Origin of the sequence: Croceicoccus naphthovorans (assembly GCF_001028705.1) — a bacterium.
In the GTDB taxonomy this organism is placed as follows: Bacteria; Pseudomonadota; Alphaproteobacteria; order Sphingomonadales; family Sphingomonadaceae; genus Croceicoccus; species Croceicoccus naphthovorans.
In genome coordinates this window covers 2,776,059-2,794,261 of the sequence record NZ_CP011770.1, presented here as the reverse complement: position 1 = coordinate 2,794,261, position 18,203 = coordinate 2,776,059, and the positions used below count along the sequence as shown (strand labels likewise).

The following is an 18,203-nucleotide window of genomic DNA, read 5'->3' as shown; positions in this document are numbered from 1 at the left end:
CTTGCATTCGGCCCGGATCGGCCTAGGCCAAACGGTTGAAGCCATGGACGTATATCTCCCCATCGCCAACCTGTCGGTAAACGGCCTTGTCATCGTCCTGTTGGGCGGTTTGACCGGCTTGCTGTCGGGCATGTTTGGCGTGGGTGGCGGGTTTTTGACGACGCCATTGCTGATCTTTTACGGTGTTCCGCCGACGGTTGCGGCGGCATCGGCGGCTACGCAGGTGACGGGGGCCAGCGTTTCGGGCGCGATCTATCAGCATAAACGCGGCGGGATTGATTTTCAGATCGGCGGCGTGATGGTTGCGGGCGGCGTGATCGGTACCGGCATCGGCGCGTTGCTGTTTCGCCTGCTGACCGCGCTGGGCCAGATCGATGTGGCGATCAGCGTGCTCTATGTCGTCGTACTGGGCAGCGTTGGCGTGATCATGGCGCGTGAGGCGATTCCCGAGGTCTTCGGCGGGCGGCTGGCCAAGCTGGGCAAGACTCCATCTCAGCGGCGGCACCACCCGTTGGTGGCGAACCTGCCGCTGCGCTGGCGGTTTTATCGCTCGGGCCTGTATATCTCGCCGCTTGCGCCGCTGTTGCTGGGCATGGCGGTCGGGATATTGACGATGCTGATGGGCATCGGCGGCGGATTTCTGCTGGTGCCCGCGATGCTCTATGTTCTGGGCATGAGCGCGAATGTCGTCGTCGGCACGTCGCTGTTCCAGATTCTGTTCACGACGATCGCCACGACGATGATGCACGCGTTGACCACCAATGCGGTCGATGTGGTGCTGGCGGCGCTGTTGTTGCTGGGTTCGGTGACCGGTGCCCAGATCGGCGCGCGGTTCGCCGCCGACGTACGGCCCGAATTGCTGCGTTTCGTGCTGGCGATGCTGGTCCTGTTGATCGCGGCTCGTATGGCGGTCGGGCTGACTTATCGGCCAGAGGAAATCTTTACGGTGGTGCCGTTGTGATGCCCCGCGCGCTCAGGCTCTTGTTTCTTGGCGCGATCCTCGCTTGCTCTACGGCGGCGCGCGATCCGGTGCTGGTGCCTGAAATTTCGCAGCACGAGGTCGTCGTGCGCACCGGGTTCACCGGGGCCGACCTGCTGCTTTACGGCGCTATCCTGCCGCCCGACGGCGTGCGGGCCAGCGACGTTGCCGATTACGACATCGTCGTCGTGCTGAAAGGGCCGAGCCAGGCGATCACCATGCGCGAAAAGCAGCGGCGGCTGGGCATGTGGGTCAACGCCGACAGCGCCTCTTTCCGCTCGGCCCCGGCGTTCTATGCGCTGGCCTCGTCGCGTCCGCTGGACCAGATCGTGGATGAGAAGACGCGGGCTATTTACGAATTTGGGCTCGATTGGCTGCAACTGTCCCCAATCGGCGCGATGGGGCAGGATGAGCAGGACCATTTTGCCGAAGGGCTGGTCGACAAAAGAGTCGCTACCGGACTGTACCAGCAGAACGACGATGGGGTCGGGATCAACAAGGGCGTCCTCTACAACGCGCGCATCTCTTTGCCGTCCAGCGTTGTGACCGGGCTCTACACGGCCGAGACATTCGCGATACGCAACGGGCGGGTCGTCGCCTCCGCCACCAGCGAGGTCGTGGTCGAGAAGCGCGGGTTCGAGCGCGGGATCGAGGTGTGGAGCCTGCAACAGCCGTTCCTCTACGGTATTGTCGCCGTCATGCTTTCCATCGCGATGGGCTGGATCGCGGGCAGGCTGTTCTCGCCCAATTAGCGGTCCGGCGGGGGGCGCCGTCCGCCGATCTTAGCCCGTCGTTAACCCTGTCGTTCTAAGATGGCTGCGCATCAACCTGCTGCATGGAAAAGAGGCGCGCGCGTAATGAACGACATGAACCGGGGCGGCCATCCCTTCCGACGTCCGTTCGAGCGGGTCAGCCCGGATCAACGGCGCTCGATCTCCGACTTCGACACGGTACCGCCGGAACCGCAGGGCGAATCGCGGTTCGCCTCGCCGCCCGACGTGCCGACGCCCAGCACCCAGCCGCCATCGCCTCCGGGCCGCGACTGGACCCAGCCGCCCGCGCCGCCAAGCGCAGAGTTCGAAGCGGAGGAGCAATCCGCCGCTGACGAATGGGCTACACCGCCGAGGCCTGAGCCGCGCGCCGAAGCGCCGCAGCGCCCGATCGAACCGCCGCGTCCGCCGCTCGACCTCGCCCCGACCGAGGCCGATGCGCCGTCGCGCCCCATCGCCCCACCGCAGCCGCCCGCATTCGATCCACCTTCGCCCAAGCCGGTTGCGCAGATCGATGAGCCTGAGCCAGAGCCCGAGGAAGAAGAGGCCCCCGAGAGCCGCAAGACCTCTGCCCATCGCCCTATCGGCGAAGTGCTGCAGATCGCGGGTTCGTCCTCGCGCGCCGTGCTCAGCCCCGCGCGCCTTGCCGAATGCGCGCAGGAATCCGATCCCTCGGTCCGCCTTGCCGGTCTGGTCGGTTCGCAGATCAAGGTCCGCGTCGGGCAGGTCTGGCTGCTTGCATCGGTCCGTACCCAGACGCTCGACCGCCAGACGGGCGAGATCGTGGCAGAAATCGACTTTCTCGGCGAAGGATCCGAAGAGAAGTTGACCGGTCGCATCCGCAATTTCACGCGTGGTATCACCCATTACCCGGTGCCCGGCGCAGAGGTCTTCGCCGCGACCAACGCCGACCTTGCGCAGGTCTATGCGTCTGACGGGCGCTCCAACATCCAGATCGGCAAGGTCTTTCCGACCAAGGACATCCGCGCCGGTCTCTATATCGACGCCATGCTGGGCAAACACTTCGCCCTGCTCGGCTCGACCGGTACCGGTAAATCGACCAGCGCTGCGCTGATCCTGCACCGCATCGTCGAATCAGCTCCTGACGGCCACATCGTCATGATCGACCCCCACGGCGAATATTCGTCCGCGTTCCGGGGCACCGGCCAGATCCTCGACGTCGGCAACCTGAAGGTGCCGTACTGGCTGATGAACTTCGAAGAGCATTGCGAGGTTTTCGTCACCAACCAGGGCACCGACCGGCAGGCCGATATGGACATCCTGTCGAAGTGCCTGCTGAAAGCCCGGTCGAAGAACCGCATGGCCGAACAGATGAGCCGTCTGACGGTGGATTCGCCGATTCCCTACCTGCTGTCCGACCTGACGAACGCTATTCAGGACGAGATGGGCAAGCTGGACAAGGCGACCAATACGGCCCCGTTCCTGCGCGTGAAGACCAAGATCGAGGAGATCAAGGCCGACCCGCGCTACCAATTCATGTTCAGCGGGATGCTGGTGGCCGACACGATGCAGGAAGTGATCCAGCGCGTGTTCCGCATGCCGGGCAACGGTACGCCGATCTCCATCGTCGACGTGTCGGGCGTGCCGTCCGAAATCACCAGCACCGTGGTCGCCTTGCTGAGCCGCATGGTGTTCGACTTCGCGATCTGGGGCCGCGATGAAAAGACGCGTCCGATTCTGCTCGTCTGCGAGGAGGCGCACCGCTACGTCCCGAACGAGAAGAATGCCGACAAGTCGTCGGTGGGTCGCATCCTGTCACGCATCGCCAAGGAAGGCCGTAAGTACGGCATTTCGCTGGGTCTGATCACGCAGCGTCCGTCCGACTTGGCCGAAGGCGTGCTATCCCAGTGTGGCACGATCCTGTCGATGCGCCTCAACAACGAACGCGACCAGGATTTCGTGAAGGCCGCCATGCCCGAAGGCGCGCGGGGCTTCCTCGACACCATCCCGGCGCTGCGCAACCGCGAATGCATCGTCTGCGGCGAAGGCACGGCGATTCCGATGCGCGTGACGTTTGACGATCTTGAAGAACGCAAACGCCCGGCGTCGGAAGACCCGAGCTTCAGCGAGTTGTGGAACGAGACCGGCGGCGAGGAAGAAGCCGTCGAACGTATCGTGACGCGCTGGCGGGCGCAGCATCGGTGATGCCGCTGTAGTCTGCTTAGTCCCTCAAGCGCCCGCATAAGCTCGGGCGCGCGTTCGCGCCTGCGGGTGTCGCTTCGCGCCCCGGGGTGCGGGCCTGAAAGGTTTGTTTGAAATGGGTGGGGCCGCGCAACTGCTCGGCTGATAATTTAGCCCAGAGCAGCGTCGATCTTCGCCTCCGCTTCGGCATGGACCGCCCAGAAGTTTGGCACCCGTTCCCCTTGTAACCGGCGTTCCAGAACTGTGAGGTGCGACGTCCAGCCGCTGCCGAAGTTCACCGCATCGTCACGGCCGCGCAGGCCGATGTGGGTGAGGATCAGGCGGGTCTTGCCGCCGGCTTCCTCGTTCAGCGCGAAGGTGACTTGTCCAGCCTCGCCGCCGTCCCAACCGAACTTCAGCAGGCGGGGCGGATCGATGGCGACGATCTTTTCGGCCCAGCTCGTACCGATCATCCCCTGATACTTCTCAGGCGTCGGCACGTCGTCGTCCGACAGGTTGTCGTGCTGCATCGTCAGGCCGAAATCGCCGCCGACGCGCAGATCGGTCGGGCCTGCCATGAGCCATTTCGCACGCAGATCCGGCTCTACCAGATAGCGCCAGACTTTCTCGATAGGCGCGTCGAATACGCGTTCGAGGCGGAGTTCGTTCGGCGTAATCTCGTCTTGTGGCATGACTTCTTGCATCGTCATTCTCCTTCGGCGTCGTTGGCCAGCGCGGCGCCGAGTGCGTCGAGCTTGCCGTTCCAGAAAGCTTCCCATTGGCCCAGCCAGTCGCTGGCCTGTTTCAACCGCGCCGCGCGCAGCCGGCACAGGCTCTGACGCCCTTCCTTGCGCCGTTGGACCAGACCAGCGCGTTCGAGGATTGCGACATGCTTGGCCGCCCCTGCGAAAGACATGGCGTACGGTTCGGCCAGCTCCCCCACCGACTTTTCGCCCAGCGCGAGCGCAGAGAGCATCGCGCGACGGGTAGGATCGGCAAGAGCGGCGAAAGTGCTGTCGAGATTTTGTTCAACCATGTGGTTTAACATAGGCGCGTTGCGCAAATATTCAACCGATTGGTTTAATGCCTTACGATTTTCGACGACATTAGATGCTATTCTCGACGCTGGGTTTATGGCATCCAGAGTTGTTGCATGGCTTTCGCACGCCACTCCTGATCAGCGTCTCGGGTCAGCTTTACGATGAAGCCACCTACAAGCCCGCTGGTTTCGTCATTTATCGATGGCTGTTGGGACCATTCCTGACTGACGATCATCAAGGCGCTCTTGCCATCGTCGGACAAGGCCGGAAGGTAAATTCGCAAAACAGGTTTGGCGGGGTTGCCCGGCTTCGTTTGTACAACCCGCTGCAGATTTTTACATGCCGAAAACGCATTCGGTGGCCCGGCGCGCTCGCGAATTGCAATCAATGTCACAACATCAGCACCAGTCTTCTCACTCGGGCTGATTTGTAGTGGTGCCTTGAGCCGTCCCCAGACCATCTGATCAGCAATCTCTATCCAAGGCTCTCGCGCATACTCTATCCATCGGCGCTTTAGTTCACGATCTTCGTCGATTGAAAAATCATCCCATGCCCGGATCGGACCCTCTAGATCCGGCGCGAACCGGAATTCCGGTTCTGGCGTATCTCGAAGAATTAAGCCTAGATAAGAACCGACTACCTCGCAGGCGCGCGGGTCGGCAGAAACATTGCTCGTGCAAGACGACGGACCCAAAGATATCAGTGCTATCGCGATATAGCGTGACCAAAAACCCATTCGCTTACCCCTGCTTTCGCAATCAAAGTGTAGCGGACGGGCGTGCAAACGGCCAGCGGCGGCCGTCAAATCGTCGGCTGCGGCCTGCCGGTCGGCTCTGCATCGGCGGTCGCCTGTTCGGCGGCAAGGCCGCGCGCAACCGCCTGTGCCTTGTCGCGCCAGTTGCCGAAGCGATAGAGTCCATAGGCCAGCACCAGCGAAACGAACGACCCGACCGGGAACGACAGCCAGATCGCATCGGCCCCGATCAAGGGGTAGGCAACCGCATAGAAACCAAGGCGCGCCGGATAGAGCGCGATCGCCATTACCAAAAGCGGACGCCACACCACGCCCCCTGCACGCAGCGTGCCGGTATAGACCATCATCACGCCGAACAGGATAAAGCTCCACGCCGAGAGGTATTGGATATGCCGCGCCAGTTCCAGCGCCGCACCCCCGGGTTCGAGGAACAGCCCTAGCGCTGGACGGTCGAATACCAGCACGAGGACAGTGATTGCGCCGGTCAGGCCCGCGTTCAGCATCGATCCGGAGCGTGTTACCTGATCCAGCTCCCCCATCTTGCCCGCGCCGATATATTGCGCGGCCATCGCGCTGACCGCCGCGCTGATCGCCATGGCGGGCATCTGGACATAGGTGAACAACTGCATCGCCGCGCCGTAGGCGGCGGCGGCAACCAGCCCCTCTCGGTTCACAAGGCCGACGACAATGATGCCGGCCGCCGAAACGACAAGCATCTGCGCGCCCATGGGTAGGCCTTTGGCGAGGATGAACGACAGTTCCTCCCGCTTCGGCAAAAGATACCCCAGTTCCGCCCCGCGCAACCGCAAAGGTAGATCACGGCGATAGATGAAGGCCAGCAGGGCCAGCAGGCTGATCAGGTTTGCGCTCAGCGTCGACATGGCCGACCCGGCGATCCCCATTTCCGGCAACGGCCCGGCTCCGGTGATCAGCAGCGGGTTCAGCATCACGTCTATCGCCACCGACAGCGCCATGAAGATCAGCGGCGTGCGCGCGTCGCCCGTGCCGCGCAGGCTCATCGCGATGACGATGGTCACGATCCCGAACGGCATCGAAATGAAGATCACGCGTAAGTAGGTGAGCGCCAGCCCATAGGCTGCGCCCGGCGTATCGAGCATGTGCAGCAGCGCCGGGGCGGCCAGCCAACCGACGATAGCGACGAACGCACCCACCAGCGCGCAGAACGCCACCGAGGTGCCGAACGTCCGCCGCGATCCATCCAGATCGCGCCCGCCATAGCGTTGGCCGATGCGTACAGTACCCGCCATACCGAACCCGAAGGCGGCGCTGAATATCAGGAACATCACGATATTGGCGTTTGCAGTGGCGGCCAGCGCTTCCTCGCCGATCAATTTGCCCACCCAGATCGCGTTGACCGTGCCGTTCACCGATTGCAGCAGGTTGGTCAGCAGCGTCGGCAGGCTGAACGCCAGCAATGTCTTCAGGATCGGCCCTTGCGTCAGGTCGCCCTTTAGCTCGGGACGGGTCATGTTCCTCGGGTATCTCCGAACAGGTGGATATGCTGGCGATCGGTCAATCGCACGCCGTGCCGGATGGCCAGAGGGGCCAGCCAGCGCATTCGGGTACTCAGCACATCGCCGGAGGTTCCCTCTGGCATCAGGTAAACGCGGTCTTTCGGGTGGCGATGGCGGTCGACCAAGCCCATCGCCTCGGCCAGATCGGCGGGTTCCGCGATCACGAATTTCAGGAAGGCGCGTGGGTCGTCGGCCCAGAAATCCAACATGTCTGGGATCAGCGCTTGGGTCGCGGAGTTGCCGCTATGCGCCAGTTTCGGGCTGACGTTGAATTGATCCACCCGCACGTCGAGGCGGGCGGGGGGCTTTACCGTTCCGTTGGTCTCGATCTCCACCTCTATGTCGGGCAGATGGTCGAGCATCTTGGCCAGTGCTGCGGCTTGCAGCATCGGTTCGCCGCCGGTGATGACAAGGCGGTTCTGACCCAATGCTGCGATGCGTTTGGCAACGTCGGCTTCGTCCAGCACGACCTGATTGGCCTTACGGTCGAAAGTCACGCCATCGCGATGCGGGCGATTGTCGCCTTCGAAGTGCCATGTGTAGGCCGTGTCGCACCAGGTGCAGGCAAGGTTGCACCGTGACAAGCGCACGAAGGCGACGGGCCGCCCGATGCTGGCCCCTTCGCCTTGTAGCGAGGCGAAAATCTCCGGCCCGCCCGTATCGTCAGTGGCGAGCGTCAGAGACATCGTGCCGCCTTAACCCAACCGTGCCAGCGCCGCGCCCAGCCGTTCGACTTCGGCGGCGTGGTGGGCATGGTCGGCGCGGGCCTTTTCGACCGCTTCGGGCTTGGCGCGTTCGACGAAGTTGGGGTTCGACAGGCGACCCTCCAGCGATTTCGCTTCTTTCTCGGACGCGGCCTTGGCTTTTTCGAGCCGGGCCTTTTCCGCCGCAACGTCGATCAGGCCTTCCAGCGGCACGACGAAAATGTCGTCGCCCACGTTGACCTGCATTGCCGCGCCCGCTGGGGCTGCGCCGAAGTTTACGGTGGAGAGACGCGCAACGCGGTCGATCGCGGGGAAGTTGCGCTCGATGATACCGTGTGCCGGTCCAGCGGTGCTGGTCAGCCAGGCCTCCAGCTTGGCGCCGGGGGCGAGGCCGAGTTCGTTCTTGGCGCCGCGCAGGGCGGAGGTGAGGGCGATCAGCCACTCGACTTCGGCCTTGGCCTCCGCATCGACAGCCGCGTCGGGAGCGGGCCACTTGGCCACGATCAGTTCGTAGGGGCGCCCCTCACCAGAAATCAGCCCCTGCGCATGCCACAGTTCCTCGGTAATGAACGGCATGAACGGGTGCAGCATGACGAGGATCTGGTCGAGCACCCAACCGGCGACGGCCTTGGTTTCCTGATCGAAATTGCCTTTCACCAGTTCGATGTACCAGTCGCAGAATTGGTCCCAGACGAAGTGGTAGATCGTGTTTGCCGCCGCGTCGAAGCGCAGGTCGGCCATCGCCTTGTCCAGCTCTGCGGCGGTTTCGACGACTTCGCCGATGATCCACTTGTTGACCGCCGTCGTGGCCGCAGGCGCCGTCAGCGTCTGCGAGGCGCCGATGCCGTTCGATTGGCAGAAACGCGCCGCGTTCCACAGCTTCGTGGCGAAATTGCGATACCCCTCGACCCGCTTTTCATCCATCTTCACGTCGCGGCCCTGGCTTTCCATCGCCGCCATGAAGAAGCGCAGCGCGTCTGCGCCGTACCGGTCGATCAGGCCCAGCGGATCGACGACGTTGCCCTTGGACTTCGACATCTTCGCGCCGTCCGCCGCGCGGACGAGGCCGTGGAGATAGAGTTTCTTCCACGGGACTTCCCCCATGAACTCCATCCCCTGCATCGCCATGCGGGCATCCCAGAAGAACAGGATGTCGAAGCCGGAAATCAGCAGGTCGTTGGGATAGTGCTTTTGCACCAGAGCGGTGTTCTCGGGCCAGCCCAGCGTGGCGAAAGGCCAGAGCGCGGAGGAGAACCACGTGTCGAGAACGTCGGGGTCGCGGGTCAGCGACTTGTCGCCTGCCAGCTTCTGCGCTTCTTCTTCGCTCTCGGCGACGAAGACTTCACCGTCCTCGGCGTACCAAGCCGGAATCTGGTGACCCCACCATAATTGGCGCGACACACACCACGGCTGAATGTTCTCCATCCAGTTGAAGAACGTCTTCTCCCAAGTCTTGGGCACGATCTCGATCCGCCCGTCGCGCACCGCCTGCATCGGCGGCTGCGCCAATGTCTCGGCATCGACGTACCACTGGTCGGTCAGCCATGGTTCGATCACCACGCCGCCACGGTCGCCATAGGGCGTCTGGATCGTGCGCGGTTCGGCGTCGTGCTCGGTCTCGTTGCCTTCTTTGTCCTTGGTCACATGCGGGATCAGGAAGCCCAGCGCCTTCATTTCGGCCACGACCATGTCGCGCGCTTCGAACCGGTCTTGCCCGAGGTAGTTTTCCGGGATCAGCCCGTCGGCGGTCTGCACAACGCGGGCATCGCCATCGAACATGTTGTACATGTCGCCCGGCGCGATGCCGGCGCGCTTGCCAACGTCGAAGTCGTTGAAGTCGTGCCCCGGCGTGATCTTCACCGCGCCGCTGCCCAGTTCGGGGTCGGCGTGTTCGTCGGCCACGACCTTGAAGCGACGCCCGGTGATCGGTTGCAGGATATCTTTTCCGATGACCGACTTGTAGCGATCGTCATCGGGATGCACAGCCACCGCCATATCGGCCAGCATCGTTTCGGGCCGCGTCGTCGCGACCTCGATAAAATCCTGCCCGTTATAGAGGGTAACACCATCCGCCAGCGGATAGCGGAAGTGCCAGAAGCCGCCCTGAACCTCGCGCGTTTCCACCTCAAGGTCGGAAATCGCGGTTTTCAGCGCCGGGTCCCAGTTCACCAGCCGCTTGTCACGATAGATCAGGCCCTTTTTATAGAGGTCGACGAAGACCTTCACGACCGCCTTGGTAAAGTGCGGGTCCATCGTGAACTGTTCTCGGCTCCAGTCCATCGAACAGCCCAGACACCGCAACTGGCGGGTGATCGTGCCGCCCGACTGGCCCTTCCATTCCCAGACATGGTCGAGGAACTGCTCGCGGCTCATGTCGGTGCGCTTCACGCCCTGCGAGTTGAGGTTACGCTCCACCACCATCTGCGTCGCGATGCCGGCATGGTCGGTGCCGACGACCCATAGCGCATCCTTGCCGCGCATGCGTTCGTACCGGATCACGATGTCCTGCAACGTATTGTCCAGCGCGTGGCCGATGTGCAGCGATCCGGTCACGTTCGGCGGCGGGTTCACGATGGTGAACGGCTGCGCGTCGGGGCGTTCGGGGCGGAACAGGCCGTTTTCTTCCCAATGCGCGTACCAGCGCGCCTCTATCGACGCGGGATCGAAGGTTTTTGCCAGTTCGGCGGTGCTGTCAGGGGCGATATCGCTGCTGTCGGTCATGGCTTGGGCCTTTGCCAGCGCCATACGCCGGGGGCAAGGTGCCTTCGTGCGGACAAGTGCCGCAATGCGGGGCAAGCGTTGCGGATATGCTTGTAGCCAGTCGGTTTTTCGACCATGAGGCTGGCCTATGCGCGATTGGGCGGATTTCGATACGGTCGAGGGTGAGGGCGGCCCGGTCCTGCGGGTCAGCGGGCCTTTGACGGTTGCCTCCATCGCCCCGCTGGACCGCCGGTTGCGAGAGATCGAATCGCTGGTCGCCATCGATATCAGCGACGTGCACGAAATCGACACCGTTGGCGCATGGACGATCTGGCGCTCTGCTGGAGAGCTGGGCGCGCGGATAGACGGGGCGAGCGATAAGGCCAGCCGCTTGATCGAGGCGGTGAAGCGCGCGGAAAATACCGCCGCAATCACGCCGGAACGTCCGCGCCTGCTGGAGCGCGTACCCGAAGCGGTGGGCGTGAAGGTCGGCGAGATGGCGACCGGGATGAAGGACATGGTCGCCTTCATGGGCGCGATCATCCTCGCCTTCGGATCATTGGCGCGGCATCCGCGTCGCTTCCCGATCCTTGCGCTGATCCGCCAGATCGAGCTGGTGGGCGTTTCCTCGCTGGGCATCATCGGGTTGATGAGCTTTCTGATCGGTATCGTGATTGCGCAGCAGGGCGCGGTGCAGCTCGCGCAGTTCGGGGCGGAGATTTATACGATCAACCTGACCGGGCGGCTGACCATGCGCGAACTGGGCGTGTTGATGACCGCGATCATGGTCGCGGGCCGTTCGGGCAGCGCCTTTGCCGCGCAGATCGGCACGATGAAGCTGACCGAAGAAGTCGATGCGATGCGCACTATCGGCGTATCGCCGATGGAGCGGCTTGTCGTGCCGCGCATCCTTGCGGCGGTGCTGATGATGCCGCTGTTGGGGTTCTATTCCGCCGTCATCGCCATTATCGGCGGCGCGTTCATTGCGAACTTCGCGCTGGATATTCCGTTCTGGACGTTCCTGTCGCGTATTCGCGAAGTCGTGCCGATGACCGACCTCTATGTCGGGCTGGTCAAGGCTCCGGTCTTCGGCCTGATCGTGGCGATGAGCGGGTGCTATCAGGGCATGCAGGTTTCCGGCAATGCCGAGGAAGTGGGCCTGCGCACGACACTAGCCGTGGTGCAGGCGATTTTCATGGTCATCGTCCTCGATGCGTTCTTCGCGGTGTTCTTCACCGAAATCGGGTGGGCGTAATGGGTTCGGAACGCGCCGAAGAACTGATCCGAGAGGCCGAGGACGAGGCGGGCAGCACGCCGCCCCGTTTCGACGGCGAATATCCCATCGTTATCGAGGGGCTGACCAACCGGTTCGGCGAACAGGTCGTGCACGAGGGGCTGGACCTTAAGGTGCGGCGCGGCGAAATCCTTGGGGTCGTCGGCGGATCGGGCACGGGTAAATCGGTGCTGATGCGCTCGATCATCGGCCTGCAAATCCCGGCGGAAGGGTCGATCGACGTGCTGGGCCAATCGATCACCGATGCCGAGGAAGACGAGGATATCGACATCCGCAGCCGCTGGGGCGTGCTGTTTCAGGGCGGCGCGTTGTTCTCAACGCTGACTGTGGCGGAAAATGTCGAGGTTCCGCTCAAGCAGTTCTATCCCGAATTGTCGGCAGAGCTGCGGCAGGAAATCGCGCGGTACAAGGTGCGCCTGTCGGGCCTGCCCGAAGAGGCGACCAGCAAGTATCCGTCAGAGCTTTCGGGCGGCATGAAAAAGCGAGCGGGCGTGGCGCGGGCACTGGCGCTCGATCCCGAACTGCTGTTCCTTGACGAGCCGACCGCGGGCCTCGACCCCATTGGCGCGGCGGCGTTCGACAAGCTGACGCGGGAACTGACAGACACGCTGGGACTTACCGTTTTTCTGATCACGCACGATCTCGATACGCTGCACGCGATATGCGACCGGGTGGCCGTGATCGCCGACAAGAAGGTGATTGCCGTGGGGACCATTCCCGAACTGCTGGCGCTCGATCACCCGTGGATTCAGGACTATTTCAACGGCCCGCGCGGACGCGCCGCGGCCACCAGTTACGAACATACCGACCGGGGCGCGGATGGCGCGATGGACAAACCGGCAAGCGGCGGGGCATAGACGCAAACCATGGAAACCCGGGCAAATCATCTTTGGGTGGGGGCGGTTACGCTGGCGCTGTTGGCGGTGCTGGCGGCCTTCATCATCTGGATCGCGCGCCTGAACGAAGGGTCGCAGCAGGAATACGACATCTTCTTCAAGCAATCGGTCAGCGGCCTTGCCCGCGGATCGGAAGTCGCGTTTAGCGGCGTGCCGGTGGGGCAGGTGAAGCGGATCGAGTTGTGGAGCAAGGATCCGGGCTTTGTCCGCGTCCGCATTCAGATCGACGAGGAAGTGCCGGTCTCGACCCAGACGCTGGCCAGCATTCAGGGCAGCTTTACCGGCGTTTCGACGATCCAGCTGGACGGCGCGGACAAGGATGCGCCGCCGCTGACCAAGATCGGGCCCGAGGGCGTGCCGGTGATCCCTACAAAGCGTAGCGGGCTGGGCGAATTGCTGGCCAACGCGCCGCTTTTGATGGAGCGGTTGGCGACCCTGACCGAACGGCTGACGCTGCTCTTGTCAGACAAGAATCAGCAGTCGATCGAGGGCATTCTTCAGAATACCGACCGCATGACCCGCGAACTGGCCGATGCCAGCCCGCGCGTCGATGCGACAATGGCCGAATTGCAGGCGACGCTGCGTCAGGCGAACGAGACGCTGGCCGAATTCCAGAAGGTTGCCGCATCGACCGATCAGTTGATCAACGGCGAGGGGTCGTCGCTGGCCGACCAGATGCGCCAGACGCTGGCCGCCGCCGAGCGCGCCGCCACCGAACTGGAGGGCATGGCCAAGGATACACGCCCTGCCGCGCAGCAGTTGTCGGAATCGACGCTGCCCGCCGCAGAGGCCGCGATCCGCGACCTGCGCAGCACGACTCGCGCACTGCGCAACATTACCGAAAAGCTTGACGATGGCGGGGCCGGCAGCCTTGTCGGCGGCGGCAAATTGCCGGATTACGAGCCATGATGGAGACACGATCAATGGTCTTGCGCCTTACCGCCCCCGTGGCGCTTGCGCTGATGCTGGCGGGGTGCATCTCGATCGGCGGTGGCGGCGAAGCGCCCGAACAGCTGATCACGTTCCGCGCGACAGACGCTCCGGCCCCCGGCAGCGGCGTGACGACCGACATGACGAACGCCATCGTCGTGTTTGCACCCGAAGTTGACGACCGGCTCGACGTCAATCGCGTGCCAGTGCAGGTGGACGAAACCGGCGTCGCCTATCTGAAGGACGCGACCTACGTCGATCGTCCGGCGCGGCTGTTTCAGCACCTGCTCGCCGAAACGCTGCGCGCGAAAAGCGGTCGTCTGGTGATCGAGGGGGAGGACCCCGGCGTTCAGGTCCGCACCCGCGTCTATGGCCGATTGATAGAGGCCGGATATGATGCGCAGACCTCCAGCGTCAGCGTGGTCTATGACGCGATCGCCATCACACCCGACGGATCGGTGCGGCAGGAACGCTTTGGCTCGACGGTCGATGGCGTCCCGGCTGAAGCGGCATCTGTCGCGCCTGCGCTGAACCGCGCGGCCAATGCCGTGGCGCTTCAGGCGGCGGAGTGGGTGACTGCGGGGAGCTAGGGTTACCGAGCCTTACCCCGGATAAGTCTTTGCCTTAAGCAAGCGGGCGAGATGCGCGGCGTTACTCGCGACCATCTTCGCGGTTTCGGTCACTTTGTCGGGCACCTGCACCAGATCGCGGAAGTCGGTCGATCCCATCGCCTCACCCACCCAATAGCAGTTGGCGACGGCCGGGATCGTCCAGCCGACATCGTTCAACGACTGAAACGCCTGAGCCGAGGCCCAGTGCGCGCCATCCTCGTTCCCGACGATGGCGGTGACGGCGACTTTGCCGTAGCTGGGCATCCGGCCCTTGTCGTCGGTCTCGCCCAAAAACGCGTCCATCCGTTCCAGCGCGAGTTTCGCGACAGAACTCAACTGCCCCATCCAGATCGGCGTGCCGAAAATCAGGATGTCGGCGGCCAGGATTTTTTTGCGGATCGCGGGCCAGTCGTCACCATCGCCTTCGTCGGATGAAACGCCGAACTTCACATTATGCGTGGCGACACGGATCGTGTCGATCAGGGTTACGTCGTGTTCGGAAAATTCTTTCTGCAGCACCTGGATCATCGCGTCGGTCGACGAACGCTCGCTAGTGTCGGACTTTAACGTGCAGTTGAGGGCGAGGGCGGTAAGGGGTGTGGTCATGCGGGAAATCCTTGATGGCGTTTCCCGACCAGCGGTTCGCAGCGCGCTCCGTTCCCGCAGTCAGTCCTCAGACCGGGCGAGCCGCGCCAGCCGTGCGGCGTGCGTAAATCCGGCTAGCCTCGCATCGCGCCGCGCCAGCGCATCGCCGTCCCAGCCCCATTGAATCGCCTGCCAGTCTTCTTCCAGATTGGCCGCGCCGAACAGCGCGTCGGTATCGGCACCGTCGTCCAGCATGGTCAGCGCCACGCATAGCGAGGCGGCGATAGCGGCCATGTTGTGCACGGCGGTCAGCGTGAACGGGTCGAGCGCCTCCAGCCGGGCGCGCAGGGCGGTGCGGGTCGCCTCTGGCTGTTCGGCATGGATCACCCCGTCGGCCAGCGCGAACTTCGCGCTTATCTCCGCTTCGATGGGGGCAAGGATCGGACCCCACGCCTCGTCCTGCCGCGTGCGCAGCGAATCGCCCTCCGGCGCGCGGTAGCAAAGCGTGTCGGTATCGCCGTAGGGCAGGGTCGAGCCGATCAGCACATCGGGCGCGGGTGCAACCTGATCGATTGCAAAGTCCACCATGTCGCGCAGCACGAATAGCTGCGGATCGACCTTCTCGCCCTGTGCGCGCCATTCCTCGGCCAGCGCCTCTGCCAGCGCGCGGGTCGGCACGATCTGCGCGCGGAAACCCTGCGTTTTCACCGGCCGCGAATCTAGATGCACCTGCCAGCCGCCGCCATCGACCGGCGCGACGCCTACCTCTGTCCAGAACCGCTTCACTTGTTGTTCGTGCTCCACATCCGAGCAAGGAAGGTAGGCATGAAAAATGCATCGCCCGCGCCGATCAGGGCCAGCGCCCATGCCCATTCAGCCGGCAGGCCATCGGGCCACGGTGCCTTGCCGCTTGCGGCGAGCACGCCGAAGATGAACAGCGCGACGCCGCTAACGCGGATCAGCTGGATCGCCATGAACTTGGCGAAGGCCGGATCGCGCTGCCTATCACGCTGGGACGGGTCGGTCTTGTCGATCATAGACCCTCCAGCAAGGCGCGAAGCTCTGCCATGTCGGTCGCTACGGCCCGTGCGCCGCTCTCCAGCAGTTCAGCGCGTTCATGATAGCCCCACTCAACGCCGATCGACGGCATCCGCGCGTTCCGCGCCATCGCGATGTCGAACATCGTGTCCCCGATCATCACGCCGTCGTCGGCGCTCATACCGGTGTCGAACAGGATCTGTTCGATCATGGCGGGATCGGGCTTGGACGGATGGCGGTCGGCGGTCTGCAGGCTGGCGAACAGGTCGGTGATGCCGTGCAGCGCAAGGCAGTGGTTCAGCCCGCGGTCCGACTTGCCGGTCGCCACGGCCAGCGTCCAGCCAGTGTCGCGCAAATGCAGTAGCAGATCCTTCATCCCGTCGAATAGCGGTTCGTGGACGAGCCCCGCCTCTCGCTGCGCGCGAAAGGCAAGGCGATAGCGCTCGGCCAGCATCTCCTGCTGTTCAGAGGTGCTGTCGGGCAAAAGCATTGCCATTGCTTGCGGCAGCGACAGGCCCACCGCGCGGCGGATGATGGCGCGGGGCGGGGCCTCCAGCTTCGACGCGGCAAAGGCGTCCTCCATCGCGATGCAGACGCTGGCCTGTCCGTCGACCAGTGTGCCGTCGCAATCGAAGATCGCCAGCCGACCCATCAACGCTGACCTTTTGGTTTGGGTGATCCCTTGCCCTTCTTCGGCCCGCGCGACGGTGCTTTACCGGGTTTCTTGGCCTTGGGCGATGCACCCGTGGTGCGGGTGCGGCGCTCACCCCGGCGTTCCTTGCGGATACCCTTGGCATGGCGGCGGGCGGCCTGCTTTTTCTCTTCGCGCGTGGGCGGCGGCGGGCCGGTCTCGGGCAGCGCGTCGCTCATCGCCTCGTCGAAGCCGAGCTGTTCCATGCTTGCCGCGAAATGGTCGGGCAGGGGGGCGGTTACGTCCAGCGGGGTGCCGTCGGGATGGTCGATGATCAGGCGGCGGGCGTGGAGGTGCATCTTGCGACTGATGCTGCCGGTCAGGAACGCGGCCTGCCCGCCGTACTTGCCGTCGCCGACGATAGGATGGCCGATCGCCTCCATATGCACGCGAAGCTGGTGGGTGCGCCCGGTCAGCGGTTCGAGTTCGACCCAAGCGGCGCGGTTGCCCGCGCGGTCGACCACGCGATAGCGGGTTTTGGCGGGCTGGCCGTTTTCGTCGGGCATCATCTTTTCGCCACCGCTGCCCGGCTGTTTGGCCAATGCGAGTTCGATGGTGCCGGCCGAGATTTCGGGCACGCCGACGACCAGCGCCCAATAGACTTTCTTCGCGCTGCGGCCCGAGAATCGCTTGGAAAAGAACGCTGCGCTGCCCGGTGTTGCGGCGGTCAGCAGAACGCCAGAGGTATCCTTGTCGAGCCGATGCACGAGGCGGGGCTTTGGTCCATCGTCTGCGAACGCCTCCAGCAGACGGTCGACATGCCGCGTCGTCCCGGTGCCGCCCTGCGTCGCCAGCCCCGGCGGCTTGTTCAGCACGATGGCGGCGCGATCGCGGTGAAGGACCATCGCGTCGGCCTCTTCCAGCTCGGTTTCGGTCAGTTGGACGCGCTGACGCTCTGTCTTGTGCGGCGCGGCTCCGCCGGGGGGCACGCGAATCTGCTGGCCGGGGGTCAGGCGATCTTCGGGCTTGGCCCGCTTGCCATCGACGCGAACCTGCCCGGTACGCGCCCAGCGGCTGATCGTGGCGAACCCGATCTGCGGCAGGTGGCGACGGAACCAGCGGTCCAGCCGCACGCCATCGTCGTCGCGACCGACGGTGAACTGGCGGACTTCGTCTTCGTTACTACTCATGCCGCCATCCGCATCACGATCAGGCCAAGGAACAGCCCGGCCACGCCCGCCGCGACCGAAACGATCGCATAAAGTGCGGCCAGCCCCGGCGCGCCGCGTTCCCACAGCAACATGACTTCAAGGCTGAACGAGGAGAAAGTCGTGAACCCGCCGAGCAGCCCGACGCCCAGCAACAGTCGCCAGCCCTCCGCCTCTGCAGAGCCATACCGGGCCAGCCATCCGGCCAAAAGGCCCATACACAGACTGCCGACGACATTCGCGGTCAGCGTCGCATAAGGGAAGGCCAGCGCCGCCGTCGGGAACAGCGCGCCGACCGCGCGGCCAAGGTGGTAACGCAGCACGGCACCCGTCCCACCGCCAAGGGCGACGAGCGAGGTGGCGACAAGAGTGGTGGGCTGGGCCAT

The 18,203-nt window shown here is 63.9% G+C and carries 19 protein-coding genes; 7 read left to right on the top strand and 12 right to left on the bottom strand.

Annotation, left to right across the window (positions count from 1 at the left end; translation table 11 throughout):
- Positions 1–43: 43 nt before the first annotated feature.
- The 3 genes from AB433_RS13965 to AB433_RS13955 all read left to right on the top strand — a co-directional run bounded on the left by AB433_RS13965 (position 44) and on the right by AB433_RS13955 (position 3,915).
- Entirely contained in the window at positions 44–961 is a 918-nt protein-coding gene (locus tag AB433_RS13965; protein WP_047824156.1) for a sulfite exporter TauE/SafE family protein, read from the top strand.
- Complete coding sequence (locus AB433_RS13960; RefSeq protein WP_047821830.1) at positions 961–1,731, top strand: TIGR02186 family protein; 771 nt, start codon at positions 961–963, stop codon at positions 1,729–1,731. Before AB433_RS13965 ends, AB433_RS13960 begins: the two co-directional genes overlap by 1 nt.
- 105 nt (positions 1,732–1,836) lie before the next feature.
- The gene (locus AB433_RS13955) at positions 1,837–3,915 is read left to right on the top strand and encodes an ATP-binding protein (protein WP_245626669.1); all 2,079 of its coding nucleotides are present in this window, start codon (positions 1,837–1,839) and stop codon (positions 3,913–3,915) included.
- 146 nt (positions 3,916–4,061) lie between these two features.
- On the opposite strand, the gene AB433_RS13950 is transcribed toward AB433_RS13955, so the two are convergent.
- From AB433_RS13950 to AB433_RS13925, 6 genes are all read right to left on the bottom strand, one after another.
- Positions 4,062–4,595: an SRPBCC family protein gene (locus tag AB433_RS13950; protein ID WP_218916953.1), complete on the bottom strand. Its 534-nt coding sequence runs from the start codon at positions 4,593–4,595 to the stop codon at positions 4,062–4,064.
- A 2-nt stretch (positions 4,596–4,597) separates the two neighbouring features.
- Positions 4,598–4,927, bottom strand: coding sequence for an ArsR/SmtB family transcription factor (locus tag AB433_RS13945; protein WP_179944983.1), 330 nt, complete (start codon positions 4,925–4,927; stop codon positions 4,598–4,600).
- A 95-nt stretch (positions 4,928–5,022) separates the two neighbouring features.
- A complete protein-coding gene (locus AB433_RS20615; RefSeq protein WP_156170832.1) occupies positions 5,023–5,667 on the bottom strand; it encodes a hypothetical protein in 645 nt (214 codons plus the stop codon).
- A 65-nt stretch (positions 5,668–5,732) separates the two neighbouring features.
- Positions 5,733–7,175 carry an MATE family efflux transporter gene (locus AB433_RS13935; RefSeq protein ID WP_047821825.1) on the bottom strand — a complete coding sequence of 481 codons (1,443 nt, stop codon included), beginning with the start codon at positions 7,173–7,175 and terminating at the stop codon, positions 5,733–5,735.
- Positions 7,172–7,906, bottom strand: coding sequence for a 7-carboxy-7-deazaguanine synthase QueE (locus tag AB433_RS13930; protein WP_047821823.1), 735 nt, complete (start codon positions 7,904–7,906; stop codon positions 7,172–7,174). Before AB433_RS13930 ends, AB433_RS13935 begins: the two co-directional genes overlap by 4 nt.
- 9 nt (positions 7,907–7,915) lie before the next feature.
- Positions 7,916–10,645: a valine--tRNA ligase gene (locus AB433_RS13925; protein ID WP_047824149.1), complete on the bottom strand. Its 2,730-nt coding sequence runs from the start codon at positions 10,643–10,645 to the stop codon at positions 7,916–7,918.
- Positions 10,646–10,772: 127 nt separating this feature from the next.
- Between AB433_RS13925 and AB433_RS13920 the strand changes: the two genes are divergently transcribed.
- Genes AB433_RS13920 through AB433_RS13905 form a run of 4 tightly spaced genes read left to right on the top strand, consistent with a single transcriptional unit; the run spans position 10,773 to position 14,334 of the window.
- On the top strand, positions 10,773–11,879 hold the full coding sequence (locus tag AB433_RS13920; RefSeq protein WP_047821821.1) for an ABC transporter permease: 1,107 nt from the start codon (positions 10,773–10,775) through the stop codon (positions 11,877–11,879).
- Complete coding sequence (locus tag AB433_RS13915; RefSeq protein WP_082134942.1) at positions 11,879–12,775, top strand: ABC transporter ATP-binding protein; 897 nt, start codon at positions 11,879–11,881, stop codon at positions 12,773–12,775. Before AB433_RS13920 ends, AB433_RS13915 begins: the two co-directional genes overlap by 1 nt.
- A gap of 9 nt (positions 12,776–12,784) precedes the next feature.
- Complete coding sequence (locus tag AB433_RS13910; protein ID WP_047821819.1) at positions 12,785–13,723, top strand: MlaD family protein; 939 nt, start codon at positions 12,785–12,787, stop codon at positions 13,721–13,723.
- A 14-nt stretch (positions 13,724–13,737) separates the two neighbouring features.
- Entirely contained in the window at positions 13,738–14,334 is a 597-nt protein-coding gene (locus AB433_RS13905) for an ABC-type transport auxiliary lipoprotein family protein (RefSeq protein WP_156170831.1), read from the top strand.
- Between the two features lie 12 nt (positions 14,335–14,346).
- Here AB433_RS13905 and AB433_RS13900 read toward each other — a convergent pair whose 3' ends face one another.
- From AB433_RS13900 to crcB, 6 genes are read right to left on the bottom strand one after another with little or no spacing between them, the layout of a single operon-like run.
- Positions 14,347–14,961 (bottom strand): flavodoxin family protein, encoded by a 615-nt coding sequence (locus tag AB433_RS13900; RefSeq protein ID WP_047821815.1) that lies wholly within the window; start codon positions 14,959–14,961, stop codon positions 14,347–14,349.
- 60 nt (positions 14,962–15,021) lie between these two features.
- The gene (locus AB433_RS13895) at positions 15,022–15,744 is read right to left on the bottom strand and encodes an ATP12 family chaperone protein (protein ID WP_245626668.1); all 723 of its coding nucleotides are present in this window, start codon (positions 15,742–15,744) and stop codon (positions 15,022–15,024) included.
- Positions 15,723–15,977, bottom strand: coding sequence for a hypothetical protein (locus tag AB433_RS13890; RefSeq protein WP_047821811.1), 255 nt, complete (start codon positions 15,975–15,977; stop codon positions 15,723–15,725). The genes AB433_RS13895 and AB433_RS13890 overlap by 22 nt, the downstream gene beginning before the upstream one ends.
- Positions 15,974–16,630, bottom strand: coding sequence for an HAD-IA family hydrolase (locus tag AB433_RS13885; RefSeq protein ID WP_047821809.1), 657 nt, complete (start codon positions 16,628–16,630; stop codon positions 15,974–15,976). The genes AB433_RS13890 and AB433_RS13885 overlap by 4 nt, the downstream gene beginning before the upstream one ends.
- A complete protein-coding gene (locus AB433_RS13880) occupies positions 16,630–17,799 on the bottom strand; it encodes an RluA family pseudouridine synthase (RefSeq protein ID WP_047821807.1) in 1,170 nt (389 codons plus the stop codon). Before AB433_RS13880 ends, AB433_RS13885 begins: the two co-directional genes overlap by 1 nt.
- A complete protein-coding gene (gene crcB / locus AB433_RS13875) occupies positions 17,796–18,203 on the bottom strand; it encodes a fluoride efflux transporter CrcB (protein ID WP_047821805.1) in 408 nt (135 codons plus the stop codon). Before crcB ends, AB433_RS13880 begins: the two co-directional genes overlap by 4 nt.

Coding starts and splice junctions, on each gene's coding strand:
- AB433_RS13965 (WP_047824156.1), top strand. CDS start 44: ATGGACGTATATCTCCCCATCGCCAACCTGTCGGTAAACGGCCTTGTC.
- AB433_RS13960 (WP_047821830.1), top strand. CDS start 961: ATGCCCCGCGCGCTCAGGCTCTTGTTTCTTGGCGCGATCCTCGCTTGC.
- AB433_RS13955 (WP_245626669.1), top strand. CDS start 1,837: ATGAACGACATGAACCGGGGCGGCCATCCCTTCCGACGTCCGTTCGAG.
- AB433_RS13950 (WP_218916953.1), bottom strand. CDS start 4,595: ATGCAAGAAGTCATGCCACAAGACGAGATTACGCCGAACGAACTCCGC.
- AB433_RS13945 (WP_179944983.1), bottom strand. CDS start 4,927: ATGGTTGAACAAAATCTCGACAGCACTTTCGCCGCTCTTGCCGATCCT.
- AB433_RS20615 (WP_156170832.1), bottom strand. CDS start 5,667: ATGGGTTTTTGGTCACGCTATATCGCGATAGCACTGATATCTTTGGGT.
- AB433_RS13935 (WP_047821825.1), bottom strand. CDS start 7,175: ATGACCCGTCCCGAGCTAAAGGGCGACCTGACGCAAGGGCCGATCCTG.
- AB433_RS13930 (WP_047821823.1), bottom strand. CDS start 7,906: ATGTCTCTGACGCTCGCCACTGACGATACGGGCGGGCCGGAGATTTTC.
- AB433_RS13925 (WP_047824149.1), bottom strand. CDS start 10,645: ATGACCGACAGCAGCGATATCGCCCCTGACAGCACCGCCGAACTGGCA.
- AB433_RS13920 (WP_047821821.1), top strand. CDS start 10,773: ATGCGCGATTGGGCGGATTTCGATACGGTCGAGGGTGAGGGCGGCCCG.
- AB433_RS13915 (WP_082134942.1), top strand. CDS start 11,879: ATGGGTTCGGAACGCGCCGAAGAACTGATCCGAGAGGCCGAGGACGAG.
- AB433_RS13910 (WP_047821819.1), top strand. CDS start 12,785: ATGGAAACCCGGGCAAATCATCTTTGGGTGGGGGCGGTTACGCTGGCG.
- AB433_RS13905 (WP_156170831.1), top strand. CDS start 13,738: ATGGTCTTGCGCCTTACCGCCCCCGTGGCGCTTGCGCTGATGCTGGCG.
- AB433_RS13900 (WP_047821815.1), bottom strand. CDS start 14,961: ATGACCACACCCCTTACCGCCCTCGCCCTCAACTGCACGTTAAAGTCC.
- AB433_RS13890 (WP_047821811.1), bottom strand. CDS start 15,977: ATGATCGACAAGACCGACCCGTCCCAGCGTGATAGGCAGCGCGATCCG.
- AB433_RS13885 (WP_047821809.1), bottom strand. CDS start 16,630: ATGGGTCGGCTGGCGATCTTCGATTGCGACGGCACACTGGTCGACGGA.
- AB433_RS13880 (WP_047821807.1), bottom strand. CDS start 17,799: ATGAGTAGTAACGAAGACGAAGTCCGCCAGTTCACCGTCGGTCGCGAC.
- crcB (WP_047821805.1), bottom strand. CDS start 18,203: ATGGCCCAGCCCACCACTCTTGTCGCCACCTCGCTCGTCGCCCTTGGC.